9 protein-coding genes are annotated in these 17658 nt (G+C 36.8%); 8 read left to right on the forward strand and 1 reads right to left on the reverse strand.

All coding sequences use genetic code 11. The annotated features are described in order from the left end of the window. The first annotated feature begins 375 nt into the window (after positions 1-375). The 7 genes from KYH19_RS20835 (at position 376) to KYH19_RS20865 (ending at position 12394) form a co-directional block, all read left to right on the forward strand. The gene (locus KYH19_RS20835) at positions 376-3546 is read left to right on the forward strand and encodes a SusC/RagA family TonB-linked outer membrane protein (RefSeq protein ID WP_132395687.1); all 3171 of its coding nucleotides are present in this window, start codon (positions 376-378) and stop codon (positions 3544-3546) included. An 11-nt stretch (positions 3547-3557) separates the two neighbouring features. Continuing rightward, positions 3558-5033, forward strand: a complete 1476-nt coding sequence (locus KYH19_RS20840) for a SusD/RagB family nutrient-binding outer membrane lipoprotein (protein ID WP_219076504.1) — start codon at positions 3558-3560, stop codon at positions 5031-5033. 20 nt (positions 5034-5053) lie between these two features. Then, the gene (locus tag KYH19_RS20845; protein WP_219076505.1) at positions 5054-5707 is read left to right on the forward strand and encodes an immunoglobulin-like domain-containing protein; all 654 of its coding nucleotides are present in this window, start codon (positions 5054-5056) and stop codon (positions 5705-5707) included. A 10-nt stretch (positions 5708-5717) separates the two neighbouring features. Next, positions 5718-6206 (forward strand): lipid-binding protein, encoded by a 489-nt coding sequence (locus tag KYH19_RS20850; RefSeq protein ID WP_219076506.1) that lies wholly within the window; start codon positions 5718-5720, stop codon positions 6204-6206. Between the two features lie 856 nt (positions 6207-7062). Then, positions 7063-10257: a SusC/RagA family TonB-linked outer membrane protein gene (locus KYH19_RS20855; RefSeq protein ID WP_219076507.1), complete on the forward strand. Its 3195-nt coding sequence runs from the start codon at positions 7063-7065 to the stop codon at positions 10255-10257. 23 nt (positions 10258-10280) lie between these two features. Next, positions 10281-11786 carry a SusD/RagB family nutrient-binding outer membrane lipoprotein gene (locus KYH19_RS20860; protein ID WP_219076508.1) on the forward strand — a complete coding sequence of 502 codons (1506 nt, stop codon included), beginning with the start codon at positions 10281-10283 and terminating at the stop codon, positions 11784-11786. A 23-nt stretch (positions 11787-11809) separates the two neighbouring features. Beyond that, positions 11810-12394: a DUF1735 domain-containing protein gene (locus KYH19_RS20865; protein WP_219076509.1), complete on the forward strand. Its 585-nt coding sequence runs from the start codon at positions 11810-11812 to the stop codon at positions 12392-12394. A gap of 111 nt (positions 12395-12505) precedes the next feature. Here the strand turns inward: KYH19_RS20865 and KYH19_RS20870 are convergent, their stop codons facing one another. Further along, complete coding sequence (locus tag KYH19_RS20870; RefSeq protein ID WP_219076510.1) at positions 12506-13192, reverse strand: hypothetical protein; 687 nt, start codon at positions 13190-13192, stop codon at positions 12506-12508. 1290 nt (positions 13193-14482) lie between these two features. Between KYH19_RS20870 and KYH19_RS20880 the strand changes: the two genes are divergently transcribed. Beyond that, positions 14483-17650 carry a TonB-dependent receptor gene (locus KYH19_RS20880; RefSeq protein ID WP_219076512.1) on the forward strand — a complete coding sequence of 1056 codons (3168 nt, stop codon included), beginning with the start codon at positions 14483-14485 and terminating at the stop codon, positions 17648-17650. Positions 17651-17658: the final 8 nt, after the last annotated feature.

The raw sequence follows: 17658 nt of genomic DNA on the forward strand, positions 1-17658 counted from the left end.
GGGCTGTCCGATCATTTCGGACAGCCCTTTTATTATTAGGGGATCTGACGTGAAAAATTTCTTGCATCCGATTACGGTTTTCGACTAATATTTTATTGGCGTCTCACCCCTTGTACCTGATTTTATACTTGTGATGGGAAAAACCTTATTTGTGGGCTAATTTTTGGCGGGTATTAACGGCAAAGCTTAAAAACAGGTGGTAGTTACTAATTTTTTAGTTAAAATGTTTGATTAGCAAAAAAGTTACGATTATGAAACAGGCCTTGAGGGGCATTTAGGAAGCTGCAAGTTAAAAAAGGTTAAAATAAATTTGCTTCAAGAATTAACTAACTCTAATTTAGTGCTTTATTTTACACAATAACTAACCTATTTACTATGAAAAAACTTCTACAGAGTTTGTTCATTGTCCTGTTTTTCGCGATGAGCGCAATGGCACAGGATCGAACAATCACAGGAACAGTTACGTCTTCAGAAGACAAGCTACCAATTCCTGGAGTAAGCGTAAAAATTCAGGGGACCGCTGGTGGTACCTCTACTGATGCGAATGGAAAATTCTCCATCAAAGTTTCATCAAATGCCAAAACAATTGAGTTCTCTTCAATTGGATTTGCAACTCAAACCCGCCCAATCGGAAGCTTGAGTGTGATTAATGCCGTTCTAGCTACTGATTCTAAAGCCTTAGGTGAGGTTGTGGTAACAGCGTTAGGCGTTAATAAGGCTACAAAAACCTTAGGGTATTCTCAAAGCACTTTTAAATCTGCCGAGGTTAATGCTTCTGCACCAGCAAGTTTATTTGGTGGTTTGCAGGGTAAGGTTGCAGGGGTAAACATATCTAATACTTCTGGTGCTCCCGGAGGATCAACCAAAGTTATTTTAAGGGGTTATTCTTCAATAACTGGTAGTAACCAACCCTTGTATGTTGTGGATGGTGTGCCTTTAGATAACTCAACAGCAGGTTCCAGTGACAATTATGACTTCGGTAACAATGCAAACGACATTGATCCGAACAACATCGAAAGCATCAGTATTTTAAAGGGTTCTGCAGCAACAGCATTATATGGTTCCCGCGGATCGAATGGTGTTTTAATTGTAACCACCAAAAAAGGAGCTGCTGGTAAATTGAAAGTAGACCTTTCTACCTCAACCACCTTAACCAATGTTGCTTCTATTTATAAGCCACAAGATCAGTTTGGGCAAGGCTGGGATGGTACTTATATTCCTTCTGAAAACGGAAACTGGGGGCCAAAATATGACGGACAGTTAAGGACCTGGGGTGCTGTAGTGGATAACTCTCAGTTATTAAAACCTTACTCTTTCATTAAAAACAATGTGAGAGATGCATTAACTACAGGTATCGAGTTAAATAACAATATTGCCTTAAGCGGAGGAAATGAGAACAGTACGGCTTATTTTTCTTATGGTAATATTTATAGCGATGGTTATCTTCCATCAGACAACGATTCTTACAAAAGAAATAACTTTACCTTAAAGGGATCAACCAAGTACGGAAATTTCACTGCTGATGCCTCTTTAAACTATGTTGGTAAAACCACTAAATTTATCAATCAAGGTGGTGGTGATTCAGGTATCGGATCTTCATTTTATGAAGAAATACTACAGATCCCTGGAGATATTCCGATTAAAGACCTTCGGGATTATAAAAACAAATTTTTTAATGTAGATAATTATTTTACTCCATATGCAGAAAATCCTTATTATGCCCTTTATGAAAATGGAAGTAGGTATAAGAGTGATCGTGTATACGGTAACATTAATTTAAATTACAAAGCAACAGATTGGTTAAGCTTTCAATTCCAGCAAGGTGCTGATGTTGATAATGCCATTAGCAAAATCTGGCACAATAAAAATGCACCAAGCCCAGGTAGCTATAATGATGGTGGTAACATCGAGGGGTCTTCTAGAGCAGCCGATGCCGGTGATGTAATCGAAGGATCTGTGAAAACTTTTGAGTACGATACAAAATTAAATGCCCTTTTTAATAAGGAATTAAATAGTCATTTCGATTTAGATGGTTTAATTGGGGTGAACTATAATGATCGTGGTTCAAGAATATTAAATACGCGTATTGAAAATTTAGCGATACCGGGTTTTTATCAGATCAACAACTCTGCAAATAAACCAACATCAACCAATGCAGAATCTCACCGCCGTTTATTTGGTGCCTATGCCTCTGCAACTTTAGGTTACAACAAATATTTGTATTTAACCCTAACAGGAAGAAACGACTGGTCGTCAACACTTCCTCAGAACAATAACAATTACTTCTACCCTGCTACCAGTTTGGCTTTCATTGCTTCTCAGGCCATCGATTTAACTAAAACACCAATCAGCTTTTTAAAATTAAGAGCGAGTTATGGTGAAACAGGTAGTGATACCGATCCTTACCGTGTATTTAATACCGCTACCAGAACGGCATCTCCATTGGGTTTTGGAACCTTGACATTTCCAATGTTCGGTGTTGCGGGTTATTCGATTTCTAACCAGTTAAATAGCAATAACTTTAAACCTGAGCGCGTGCAAGAGGTTGAGTTAGGTGCAGAAATCAGGTTCTTAAAAGACCGTATTGGTATTGACGCAACTTATTACAACAAATTAAGAAAAGATCAGATTATCCCATTGCCTATTGATCCGGCAACAGGTTATTCTTCTTACATCGTCAACTTTGGTTCTGTACGTAACAAGGGTATAGAGCTGGCCGTAAATATCAAGCCGATTAAAACAACCGATATCGACTGGACTTTAAATTACACCTTCACAAAAGAAAAAAGTAAAGTAACCGAATTGCCTGCCGGATTGGATAAGGTAGTATTAAATTCAGCTTACGATGCGCAATTTGTAGCGCGCGTTGGTCAACCACTTGGTGTAATTGAAGCACCCTCACGTACTTATAGCCCAAGCGGACAGGTAATTGTGGATAAAAATGGCTATCCTGTATATTCTTCTGAAAATGTAAGTTTTGGTACTACACTTCCTGATTTCGTAATGGGATTAAATAATCAGTTCCGTTATAAAGACTTTTCACTTTCATTTACCTTAGATTGGCATAAAGGTGGTGTGTTCTATTCTGGAACGGCCGATTTATTGAACTTCGTAGGTGCTGATGCAAAAACAACTTATAACGACCGCCGTCCTTTTATTGTTCCTAATTCGGTTCAAAAATTAGCAGATGGTACATTTGTAGAAAATACAGCTCAAATAACAGAAGCCAATACAGATGATTTTTACTACACCACATCAAACAAGGCTGATGCTTATGCTAACCGTATTTTAGACAGATCTTTCTTAAAATTAAGAGAAGCTACTTTAAGTTATAACCTGCCTAAATCTATCGTAGGTAAAGTGGGTGCACAAAGAGCAAGTGTATCCGTTTTTGGAAGGAATTTAATCACCTGGCTGGCTAAAACAAACAAGACCATCGATCCGGAGGTTTCTAACTTTGGAAATGATTTAGGAAGTGAATTTGGTGAGTTTAGAACTGCTCCTCCCGTTAGGTTCTTTGGCGCATCGTTAAAAGTTTCATTTTAATCTATCTCGTAATGAAAAATAATCATATAAAATATAAAACGCTGATGTTATCAGCAGTGGTGTTTCTTGCTTTTGGATGTAAGAAAACACTTGATATTAACGTAAGTCCAAACAACCCCTTAATTGAAACCACTACCCCTGAAGTATTATTTCCTTCGGCAGTGGCTTCTACAGCAGGACGTGTTGGTGGCGAACTCACCATTCTGGGCGGCATATGGTCGCAGTATTACACACAGGCAAATGCGTCAAACCAGTACAAAACCATTGACGCTTATGCGCTAACCCGTAACGACTTGAATGGCAGTTATAATGAACTGTTTTCTGGGGCTTTGGCCGATTATCAATTGGCTATAAATTTAGCTGTAGCCAAAAGTGATTGGCGTTATAATTTAATGGCGACGGTAATGAAAGCTTATACCTATCAGGTATTGGTAGATTTATACGATAAAGTTCCTTATACCGAAGCGCTAAAAGGCCTTGATAACCTGCAGCCAAAATTCGACGATGGTTATACCGTTTATGTAGGCTTACTTGCCGAAATAAATGCAGCCCTGGCCAAAGATTATTTAAGTGTTCCATTAAACAGCGACCAGCAAAAAACAGATTTTCTTTTTGGTGGTGATATGGATCTCTGGACTAAATTTGCAAACACCCTAAAGTTAAAAATGTATTTAAGGATGGTTAATGCAAAACCTGCAGAAGCACAAGCCGGCATTACGAAACTATATACCGATGGTGCAAACTTTTTAACTACCGGCGCTGGCATTGCTACGTTTGAGGGTACGCCTGATAACAGTAATCCTTTTTATGAATACAATGTTCGCCGTTTAAATACCACTACCAATTTAAGGGCAAGTAAAACCTTTACCAGCTGGTTGGTGGAAAACAATGATCCAAGGGTTAATTATTATTTTGGAACCGCTAACCCGGTGCCGATGAATCAAGGTGATTATACTGCTACCGCAGTTGAACAGCCTACTTATGCAGGCGCAACCGTTTTTGCACAAACAGCTAAAGATCCGGTTTGGTTTATTTCTGCTGCAGAATCTTACTGGATGCAGGCTGAGGCGTTGGAGCGTTATTTTGGAGGAGCAGGTGCTGAGGCGATGTATCAGAATGGTGTTAGAGCAGCTTTTGCCCAGGTTGGATTAGGAGATGAAATTCCTTCTGATTACTTGAAATACCCAACAAGTGCCACCTTTGAGGAAAAGCTAAAGCAAATTATTGTTCAGAAATGGGCCTCTTTTGCGGGTTCACATAGCCTGGAGGCATTTTTTGAGCAACAACGTACCGGATACCCTAAAAAAAGTGCTGTGTATTCAACTGACCTCGACAACTATGTTCCTGGCGAATGGGTATTTTCAAAAAATGGCGTTACTGCTGGCTTGTTGCCTAAACGTTTGGTATTTCCGGCATCATCAAGAGATAGAAACAGCAACACGCCTGCAGAGGTGCCAATTACAACTAAAGTTTGGTGGGGTAAATAGTGTTTATAATTGATAAAGAGATGAAAAGATATTTAATAATAATCATATTGGGGGTTATAAGCATGACTTATAGCTCTTGCAAAAAAGAGTCCTTTGATTACCCGGAAGGTTATGTAGGTATTTCTAAAATAACGGTGTTCCCAATCATTACCATGAAAGGTGATAAATATGTAGCAGTAGCAAAAGGAGCAACCTATACTGATGCCGGTGCAACAGCTGCGGCAGGTACAAGCAACATCGAAGTGAAAGTTACAGGATTACCAAATACGGCTACGGCTGGTGTATATTTAATTACCTATTCGGCTACAAATGCCGATGGTTTTTCAGCCACAACAACCAGGTCGGTAGTGGTTTATGATACCAAAGCCGATGCTTTAGCTAACGATTTTTCAGGAGATTATTTAAGAGCTGCTACAGGAACCATTACCAAATGGACCAAATTAGCACCTGGCGCTTATCTGGTGAATAATCCAGGCGGTGCTGCAACGGGTACATCTGTTAATGTAATTGCAATAAACCCTACAGGCAGCTTAATCGATATTCCACAACAAAATACAGATAGCGGTCCCTGGGGATCAAATACAGAGAGTAAAAATTTAGTTTCTGGTAATTATTCCTGGGCAGTAGAGAATCCAGGTTACGGTACGGCAGTTAGAACCTTTGTTAAACAATAATTATAAAACGATGAAAAAATATTTTTATATACTAACCCTTTTTGTACTAAGCATATCTGCTTGTAAAAAAGACGAGCCTGTTGGCGGCACAGCAGTACAAGATCTGTCTGGTGAGTGGTGGGTACAGATTGACGGTGAAGGTGATTATTATGGCGTATCTACCTACAATACCGCTGATAATTCATCAAGCGTAATGTGGTTAAATCTGACTAATTTAAAGGGAGATGCTGATAATACCGTTTTTGGTAAGGTAAATGTAAACTTGGATAGCAAAACATTTAGCGGACAAAATATTGCTAATGCAGGCACATATCCTGGAGGCTTAACATTTACGGTAACTAATGGAAAAATAACACCTAATGGCGCTGTTGGCCCATCATCTAAAGCACAAACTGATGCGATATCATTGGATGTTGTTTTTTCAGATGATGAAACCCCTGGTACGGTTTATCACCTTAAAGGTTACCACCGCACTAAATTTGTTGGCGACGATCATTAACCCAATGTTGGGGCGTCAAAATTTTTAGGAGACGTAAAGTCCTTTAAAGATAGTACAAAAAGGAGCATAAGACTACGGTTTTATGCTCCTTTTTTATTATTTGAAGGTGCCAGAAACTTTTAAGTTGTTTCATCAAAAACTCCATTTATCCGATTTTTTCTCTAGACCTGCTTCATTAACTTATGAACCTCAGTTTAATTATTAATACTCCTTTAAAAGTATACTACATACATTTTCGTTCATAGCGTCACCCTGATCCGATAGCTATCGGATTTATTTTAGGGCCCATTTAGCAGGGAAGATGCTGACCATGGACTAGCTGCAGGACAACTTAAAATACTATTCTACTTGTAAAATAAATTAAGCATGGCGATCGCGCTAGTTTCATTGGCTTAAAATTGGTTATTATAAATAAATATTAATCGAATTGAGGTAATTAGGAAATCGGACTGTACCGTTTTGAAATGGTGCCTTAGTTCAGGTACTACAACAACCATGCTTCTATTAAGCTAATAAAAGATTTTATAGCTTATGAACAATGTAAATATGGCCATACAATGCAAGATCCGGCAATTTAAACCACAATGATTTTGGCACGGTTTTTTTAAATCTAAATAATGCTGTTGCAGCCAGTTAACGTCAATTTCTGCTCATTTAGGGATAAAATATGATTATAATAACCAACAGTCTCGCGCATTCTGTAGAAAATTTCCCCAATCCGCCTTTTTAATCAGACATTATTATTGTCAAAATAAAGTCATTATGTAGTAAATTTGTTAAATTTTGTTAAATTATTACTCAGCTCTATTATATTAGCGGTTTAAATAAATAATCATTAACTAACCTATTTCAAATTATGAAAAAACTTCTACAAAGTTTGTTCATACTTATGTTCATTGCTATTACAGCAATGGCACAAGAAAGAACAATCACTGGTACAGTTACATCAAAGGACGATGGATTACCAATTCCTGGTGTAAGTGTTACGATTACTGGAGCTAAAAGCGGAACACAGACTTCTGCTGATGGTAAATTCAGTCTTAATGTACCATCGGGTACTTCAAGTTTAAAATTTTCGTTCTTGGGTTTTCAAACTCAAACTGTTGCCATTCCAGCTAGTGGCATTTTACGAGTTTCTTTAGCTTCTGATCAACAACAACTTGGTGAAGTTGTAATTACTGGTGCATTAGGAATTCAAAGACAGAAAAAAGAACTTGGATATGCCGCTACCTCTGTTAACAATGAAACAATAACTGCTGGAAATGCAGTAAACGTTGCAAATGGTTTACAGGGAAAGGTTTCTGGTTTAAATATTACTACAACCAACAGTGGTGTATTTGAAAACGTTAAAATAAACTTACGTGGTATCCGTTCACTAACTGGTAACAATAACCCATTATTGTTGTTAGATGGAGTTCAATCTGATATCAATTACCTTTCTTCATTGAACCCAAATGATATCGAAGATGTAACTGTTTTAAAAGGTTCTGCTGGTGCAGCTGTTTATGGATCTGATGCAAGAAATGGAGTAATCATTGTAACTACTAAAAAAGGTACGAAAGATGGAAAGCCTGTTGTAACAGTTAGTAATTCAACTCAATTTCAATCAATAAGCTTTTTTCCTAAATTTCAAGAAAAATTTGGTTTAGGTGGTGGTGGTAACAACGCTGTTGGTGGCCAGTACACTCCTATCGAAAACTGGTCATGGGGTCCTGCTTATGATGGTTCAACAATTGATATCGGTCCAGATTTAACTGGAGTTGTAGATCCTCGTTTTGGTCCTTTAACTACTCAAACAGAAACATATAGCAATAAAGACTCAAGAAAGGATTTCTTTAACACTGGTTCTGTTATACAGAACGATGTTTCTTATGGAGATAAAAACTTCTTCTTAAGCTTACAGGATGCAAATATTAAAGGTATTGTTCCGGATGATAAAAATCGTAGAACAGGTATCCGTTTAAATGCATCAAGAGAATATGGTAGGTTAAAAGTTGCTTTGAACACGAATTATATTCAACAAAACTATAATCTGTTTGATTCAGAAGGTATGGCTGATTTTAACTCTTCTCAAAATGTGGGATTAAATCAGGGTTTAATGAACTTATTGTTCAATACTGCCGGATACATCGATTTACAGAAATACAAGGATTTTGAAAACAATCCTTATGCTTCATATAATTACTATTATACTGATTATGGCTTAAACCCATATTTTGCAATTGATAATTTTAGAAAAACAGGAAGAAGAGCAGATTTTCTTGCTAATTTAAACTTAGAATTTAAAGTTGCTGATTGGATGTCGTTAAACTATAGAGCCGGTTTAACCTCTCAATCAACTGATGAGCGCAGGATTTCTAAAGGCGAAACGCCTAATTCTTTTGGTACAGCCACTAGAGGTTTCAATCCTATCGCTTCTAACCTGGAAGAACGTTCTTTCAGATCTCAGAGATTATCATCTGAATTGTTTGCGAACTTTAACAAACAGATTAGCGATGATTTTAAAATTACAGGTGTTTTAGGTACTTACCTTCGTGGTGATAATGGCCGTGATACCCGTGTTGGAGCTGTATCTTTAGTTGTACCTGATTTAAATAATATTTCTCAGCGTACGGGTAATTTAACTGGCTCTTCTCCTTTCAGACAAACCAGGTTATTTGCTTTATATGGTAGTGCTGCATTAAGCTATAAAGGATGGGCAAACGTAGAGGTTACTGGACGTAACGAAAAAACATCAGTTTTAAGTGACGACAATAGTTCATACTTCTACCCAGGAGTAAGTGCATCATTCGTATTAACAGATGCAATTGAAGCATTAAAAAACAGCAATATTCTTTCATATCTGAAACTAAGGGGTGGCTGGAATAAAACAGCGAATGCTGATATAACTGCTTATTCTTTAGCTGCAACTTTCTCGCAAGATGGTGGTTTCCCTTATGGTACTGTACCAGGTTATGCAGCTGATAATACTGTTTACGATCCACTTTTAAAACCAGAATTTATTCAAAACACTGAGGTGGGTATCGAGGCAGGTTTTTTAAAGAACAGAATTAATATTGAGGCAACTTATTTCCGTCAGAATATGACTGATCAGATTGTTCCGATCAACTTATCTTCTGCAACTGGTTATACTACAGCAAACGTAAATGCAGCGTCATTTATTAATAAAGGTTTCGAATTAGATTTAGGATTAACACCTTTGGTAAATTTAGGTGAGGTTCGTATTAACTTCAAAGCAAATGCAACCTATAACACCAGTGACGTTACTCAAATCTATCCTGGATTGGACCAAATTTCAATTGGAGGATATACCTATGCAGGTAACTATGCAATTAAAGGTTATCCGGCTTTCGTAATCAGAGCTACAGATTACGTTAGAGATTCAGAAGGAAGAGTAATCGTGAATTCACTTACAGGTGCCCCTACTGCTGACCCAAATACAAAAATTTATGGTAATACACTTCCTAAATGGATTGTTGGTTTAAATCCATCTATCCGTTGGAAAGGTCTAAATATCTCTGCGTTGTTCGAATACAAAGGCGGTTATATGAACTACAATGATATTGGTAATGCAATGTCTTGGACTGGTGTATCGGCACTGTCTGGAATTAATAACCGCGAAAGATTTATTTTCCCTAATTCTTCTGTGTTAGTTAACGGACAATATGTATCCAATACGAATGTAACCCTTAATAACCCAGAAACATTTTTTACTGGTGTTGCCAGAAGTGTTGCTACCAATTACATTACTAGTGCTGCTTCATGGAGATTCCGTGAGTTATCAGTAGGATATGATATCCCGGTATCTATTTTTGGTAGTCAAAAGGTTATTAAAGCACTAAACGTTGCATTAACCGGAAGAAATTTAGCATTATGGTTACCTAAATCAAATCAGTACACAGATCCTGATTTTACATTTAGCCCTGCTGCTGCAAATTTTGGAAATGGCAGTACAACTGGTGTTACTTCAGGTAATCAAGCAGGTATAAGTAATTCGTCAATCAATCCTCCAACCAGAACTATTGGTGGAAACATTACGATTACATTTTAATAACAATATTAAATAGGACAGAAATGAAAAAAATTATATATCCATTTTTTGCAGCGGTGTTGTTATTTACTGCAAGTTGTAAAAAAGAGTTTTTCGATATTAATGAGAATCCAAATTCTCCAACTGAACAATCGATTACTCCTAAGGTACTTTTACCAAGGGCACTACATAACGTAGGTGTAAGGGTGGGTACTACTTTTGATTATGCAGCCTTTTGGATGAGCTATTGGGGTCACTCAGGTTCGTATGGCCAATCAATTGAAATTGAATCTTATGCTATTACGACTGCTTTCCAGAGCACACAGTGGACAGGTTGGTATGATATTCTTAATGATATCAATACAATGGAGAAGAAAGCTAAGCAAGGTGGAGAACCTTTTTACGAAGGGGCTGCTAAAACTTTAAAAGCAATTGGTTATATGTACCTTGTTGATCAATATAATAATGTTCCATATTCTAAAGCTTTTGATTTTGTAGGAAATATTACTCCTGCTTATGATAAAGGTGAAGATATTTATGCTGATTTATTTGTTCAGTTAGATGCTGCAGGAAAACTTTTTGTACAAGCAGAAACTAATGGTATTGATGCATCAACTAAATCTGCTGATGTGATGTACGGTGGTAATACCGAATCTTGGAGAAGATTGGTAAACACTATGCGCTTAAAGCTATTAATTCACGAGTCGCAAGTAGTAACAGCTGCAACCCGTAATACAGTAGTTGGGCAGATCACTGCGGATGGTGCCGGTTATATTAATCAAGGATCGCAAGCAGCTCTTGTTAACCCTGGTTATGCAGTAGTAGATAAGCAACAAAATCCATTCTGGAATACGTATAAAATAACAGCATTAGGTGTTACAGATCAGTACAACAGAGCAAATAATTATGTTCTGAATAAGTTTACCTCTACAAATGATATCCGTTATCAATATGTTTTCAGTCCTGCTGTTACTCCATTAAATGGAAATACATATAAAGGAGTTAACTTTGGAGAAGTAGTTCCAAATAACGATCCTTATAAACAGCAAAATCAGTCAGATGTTGCTGGTCCTGGTTTGGCAAAACTTGCTACACAGTCGCAGCCGGTTTTTACAGCTATTGAAAGCTTATTCTTACAAGCTGAAGCTGCAGAAAGAGGATGGATTTCAGGAAGTGCACAAACTTTATATGAAAATGCTGTTAAAGAATCATTTGCATATTTAGGTGTTGGTGCAGGTACTGGTCAAGCTTACTTAACCGCTGGGGCAGCTAATCCCTCTATTGGTTATGCTGCCGCAACAAATAAAATTCAATTAATTGTTGAGCAGAAATATTTAGGGTTAATTGGTTTAGCAAATTTTGAAAGCTATGTTGATTATAGAAGATTAGGTTTCCCTAATGTTCCATTATCATTAAATCCAAATAGACTTACCAATGTTATTCCTCTTAGATTGGCATATCCACAAACTGAGTATAACTATAACGCTGCAAATGTTGCTGCTCAGGGAACAATAAATCCACAAACTTCAGCAATTTTTTGGGATAAATAATTTAACTACTTAAGGAAATTGAAATGAAAAGATTTATAAAATTATTATTATTTGCGGGTGTTACCATGAGCTTAAGCTCGTGTCTTAAAGACAAAGGTTACGAAAGTAATTTATATGGAATTAACGACTCGCTGGAAGACAACAAGGTTGTGAATATTCCAACAACAGGTACTACATTTACTGTGGCCGGAACATACCCATTGGCGGTTACTCCAGCTACTACTCCTGCAACATTTTTGCCAGCTACTACTCCGGTAACAATTACTATTCCTGTACATCTTTCTGCGAAAGATCCAGCATCAGAGGAGTTAAATGTTACATTAGCCGGAGATGCAACTGATGCAAAAATTACGGCATACAATGCAACAATAACGTCTAATCCAAAGTTTATCAGGCTTCCAGCTGATAAATACACATTATCCAATGCTGGTGTGGCAAAAATTGCAGCGGGCGGGAGAGATGCATCTGTTACTTTAACATTTGTACCTGCTACATTAACATCAGGTGTTCGTTATGCATTACCTGTTGTAATATCTTCAGTAGATAAATCAGGTTATATTATTAGTGGAAATCAAGGATATCGTATGTTCTTGATCACGATAAGATAATCTTGTTTTCATACAGAGAATTAAAATTCTTATAAAAAACGGCCGTTTGTAATTATACAAACGGCCGTTTCTTTTTGTAGTACTATTTGCAATTAGGGATAAAAAATAGCATTATAAAGCATTAAAGTGATCAAATAAAATTGCTAGATCACCATCCTTTTTTATGTTTAATTTATTGCTGGATATATAATTATCTACTTCAATTTTATCTTTTGATAAAATTGAATATATGGCGCTTTTCTCTCTCTTAATTTTCTCTAATTTTCCTGCTTTTTCAATAAAATAGGTGTCTACAGGTCTCATTTTTTTTACGGAATAAAGCATTCCTGCCTCCCTCTCTTCTACCCTTTTCATTTGTACTCTTTTTAATAAAGTTATTTTTCCTTCTGAAAGAATTTCGTAAAAAGTTTTCTCGTTTCCGCCATCAATTGATGGATACCCAGATTTAAATTTTTTACTTGTTCCCCCATTCTCTGGAGATGAAATAGTAAATTCTTTTACTCCTAATTTAAACAACTGTGGTAGGCCACTATCTGATTTAAATATCAAACGGTCGTTGCTTAAATCATACATTAAGTTGATTCCTTTGTATAAGCTATCATTAGCCAATTTTACTGATCCCCTATTCCACGTTTCGTATAAATATGAAATATCATTATTTCCTTTAGTTGTGTTTCCAGAATAATTTACGTCATTATTTGCCAATTGTAGATTTACACCTAATTGTGCGTGACTTGCTAAATAAAGTAATATAAAAGCTGATGATAGTACGACTGTTTTTTGAAAGAGATTTTTCATGTTAAAATGATTATTTCTATAAATTTACAATTAATCATATCCATTTGCTATTAAAATACGAGTCAAAATTTTATAAAAAAAAGAAATTTTCTCTTTATGTATTCCACGTAGTTTATATCTAATTCCTTAAAAGCCTGTTTAAAAATGGCTGAATAAAAGTGAGTATTTGTTGAGAAGTGAATAAAAGGAGATCGCTGGTTGGATAAATTAATTGAAATGGGCACTTGATAAATACTAAGCCTATTTCAAAAAATAAATATTAATTGTGAGTAACTACAAAAGCAATTAGAATGAAAATTTATCCAACCAATTTAAGCGAAAGCCATTGGTGATTTATAAAAAAGACCTTACAATTTACGGATCGTAAACAAACATGATTTACGTTCTATTTGGAATGCGATTCAATACCTAGTTAAAACAGGATGCCTGTGACGAATGCTTCCTGTAAACTTTGCCAAATGGCAGGTGGTTTATTATTATTACAAGAAATTGTCAGATTTAGAAGAATTTGACTAGTTGTTAGCTATGTTGAGGGAACATATCAGGATAAAGAAAAGACAAAATCCCCAAGAAAGTTTGAGAATATTAGACAGTCAAAGTGTCCAATGTGGAAACAACCGCGCCTTGAATAGTTACGATGGCAAGAAAGTAAAAAGGATTTAAGCGGCATGTTATTGTGGATAAAAACGGTTTTTTGGTTGCTGTAATGATAACTTGTAGCCCATGTTCACGATAGCAAAGTCATAATGTTGCTAATGCGGATACTGAAAGATATGCTGCAGTACCAGGTTATTATTGCTGAGGAGGGTATCGGGGAGAGATTGCCGAAAAGGTAGAGAAAATGTTCGGTTAAAGAATTCAGGTTGTTATGAGAACTGATGAGAAGACCACCGAATTTAAACCTGTCAATAAAAGATGGGTAATTGAAAGAACATATGCCTGGTCTGACAATGATAGAAAACTTTGCAGAAACTATGGACTCCTGATGGAATCATCTGAAAATGTGGTTAAACTATCAGCCATAAATTATTATTGAACCAAATTTAAACAGGCTCTTAATGTCATTTTAATCTATTTGTATCATTTCTGTTCAAATTGATTGTTCTTTTTTCGCTATTTATAGATAGTTTTCTGGTTTTTTGGCGGTTTTTGTTAGTGATTTGGCTCTTTCTCGTAGTATAACTCTTTTTAGGTGTGAATAAAATCAAGAAAAAAATTATTTTGGCAAATTTGAATCACAAAATACTAAATCCTATATTGTAATATTATTAACTAAACTAAACTTTTTTTATGAAAAAACTTCTACAAAGTTTGTTCATATTGCTGTTTATTGCCACCTCAGCAATAGCGCAAGATCGAACAATCACTGGAACAGTTACGGGTAAGGAAGACGGAATGCCGCTTCCTGGTGTAAGTGTTAAAATTAAAGGCGCTTCTGGCGGAACTACAACCGGAGCCGATGGTAAATACACCTTGCGTGTAACTTCAAGGGCATCGGTTTTAGAATTCTCTTATATTGGTTATGTTACTCAATCAAAATCAATTGGTGGAGGATCAACACTTAATATCGCTTTAGAGAGCGATTCGAAAACCTTAACGGACGTTGTGGTTACTGGTTATGGCGTTACCAAAAAGAAAGATTTCACTGGATCTGCATCTAGTGTTAAGGGTGAAGATTTGAAAGATAAGCCTGTACAAAGTTTTGTGCAGGGCTTAACAGGCCAGGCTGCCGGTGTTAGCATTATTCAGCCAAATGGTTTGTTAAACAATCCTCCTGTTATTCGTGTAAGGGGTGTGAGTTCGATTTCACTTAGCTCGTTTCCATTGGTAGTGGTTGATGGGATTCCTTTTCCAACTACTGATGCTTCGGCAAACTCTGCAACCAATAACCCGCTTGGTGATATTAACCCTGCCGATATTGAAACCATCGATATCTTGAAAGATGCGGCATCAACCGCACTTTATGGCTCAAGGGCTGCAGCCGGCGTTTTGGTAATTACAACCAAAAGAGGTAAAACAGGTGATGCTAAAATTACATATGATGGATGGTATGGGATTAACAATGCTGTGCGTTTGCCGGAACTTTTAAATGCTCAGCAATACATCGATAGTAAAAATACTGCAATTGCAAATGCCTTGGTTTTAAATCCAAATGCAGTACCTGCATCGCAGCGTGATGCAAATAACAAGAGTTTCTTTCCAAGTTATAATGCAGACGGTTCCATTGTCGATACCAAATGGTATGATGAGGTTTACAGAACAGCTCAATCTCAAAATCATAACGTAACTCTAAGTGGTGGTACCGCAAGAACAACTTATTATTTATCAGGTGGAATTTCGGATCAGGATGGTTTCCTTAAAAACAATACTTTTAAGAGATATTCTGCCCGTATAAATGCAACGCATAAAGCTACAGACTGGTTAAGTTTAAGCATGAATGTAAATTATAATAACAGTATCAATCGTGCACCTAATAGCGGATCAGCGCCAGGAGCGGCATTTAACTCATCAGGATTGGGCCGTATTGCAATTGCAATTGCGCCTAATGTTCCTGTTTACAATGCTGATGGTAGTTATAATATTTCAGCGAATAACGTAGGTAACGCAGCAAACTTAATTACCAGTACATGGGCACACCCAACGGTATTAGTTGATAAGGATTTAAATAGCTCAGAAAACAACAGGTTTTTAACTAACCTTGGTGCCGATTTCAAGATTATCGACGGATTAAATTTTAGGTCTAATTTCTCTTGGGAAAGAGCCAATACAGAAAACCTTCAATTCTGGAACCCACTTCAAGGTGATGGATACTCTTTTAATGGCTACGCTTATAACAATACGGCGAGAAGAAATAACTGGAACTGGATTAATACATTACAATATGTAAAAACATTTAACGGTGTACATAATTTAAGCTTAACAGTTGGCAATGATGTACAGAATACAAGAACGGTAAACTGGGGCGCCATCCGTCAGGGATTAGGTGATCCAACTTTTTTCAACCAGTTTCAGGGAACTTTCACCACAAATGTACCAGGAGGTAATAGCATTAATGAAATTGCATTTCAGGCTTATTTAGCCAGTGCCAGTTATAACTATAAGGGTAAATATTACTTAAGTGCTAACTTTAGAAGAGATGGTAATTCCGCACTTTCATCAGAAAACAAATGGGGAAACTTTGGTGGTGGATCTGTGGGATGGACAATCTCAGAAGAAGGATTCTTTAAAAACTCATCACTAGGTAAAACAGTTAATTTGTTAAGGGTAAGAGCGAGTTATGGTAGAGTTGGTAATGCAAATGTTCCTGCTTATAGCGAATATACTACTTATAGCCCAGGTCTTTATGGCGTAACTCCTTTTGCGTGGATTTTTGGACAGGCAGGTAATAAAGAGCTGAAGTGGGAAACCAGTAACCAGTTAGATTTTGGTTTAAACTTAGCTTTATTTAATAATAGATTAACTTTCGAAGCCGATTACTTCAAAAAGGATATTAATAATTTATTGTTAAACGTGCCTCAGGCTTTATCTAAAGGCATTCCCAATGATCCTCAAGGAACCATCCTTGCAAATGTAGGCTCGATGTACAACAAAGGTTTTGAGTTTGCATTAGGTGGTACACCTATCAAAACAACTAAGTTTTCATGGACAGCCAACTTAAACTTTACTACCATTAAAAATAAGGTAACAGCTTTAGATCCTAACGTCTCTCAGATTATTGGTACAACTGGCGGTTTAGAATCTGCAAGTGTTACTAAAGTAGGTGAATCAATTGGTAGTATTTACGCGGTAAAAACAAACGGGGTAAATCCTGCAAATGGCAGAAGAATTTATATCAATGCTGCAGGCCGTGAAGTTCAGTACCAGCATTTTGGCGGGGCTAATGCATGGACCTATCTTGACGGAACACCAGCTCCTTCTCCAGCGGGGGATGCACAGGTTATAGGTGGAACATTGCCTAAATGGTATGGCGGTTTTAATAACACATTCAACTATGGTAACTTCGATTTAAACCTGATGTTTACTTTTTCAGGCGGAAACTATATCTATAATGGTTCTCGTGCCGGTTTGTTAGATCAACGGGTATGGAATAACTCAACAGAGATTTTAAATGCATGGACGCCAACAAATACTCAAACAAATATTCCAAGAGTGGTATATGGTGATAACGTTTCAAACGGTTCTTCGTTTGCAATTGACGCGAATGTGGAGAAGGGTGATTTCTTACGTCTTCAGGCAGCAACCTTTGGTTACAGAATTCCAAAAACTGTTTTTGGTAAGTCAGGAATTGACAACATTAGGGTTTACGCATCAGTAAACAATGCTTTTTTGATCACGAACTATACTGGTGTAGACCCGGAAATCTCGACCAATGGTAACAGTAACCTGGCTAGTGGAGTAGAGCGTAACTCTATCCCTCAGGGCAGATCATTTACATTTGGCATTAGTTTAGGTTTATAATTATTAAT

Origin of the sequence: Pedobacter sp. D749, assembly GCF_019317285.1 — a bacterium.
GTDB lineage: Bacteria > Bacteroidota > Bacteroidia > Sphingobacteriales > Sphingobacteriaceae > Pedobacter.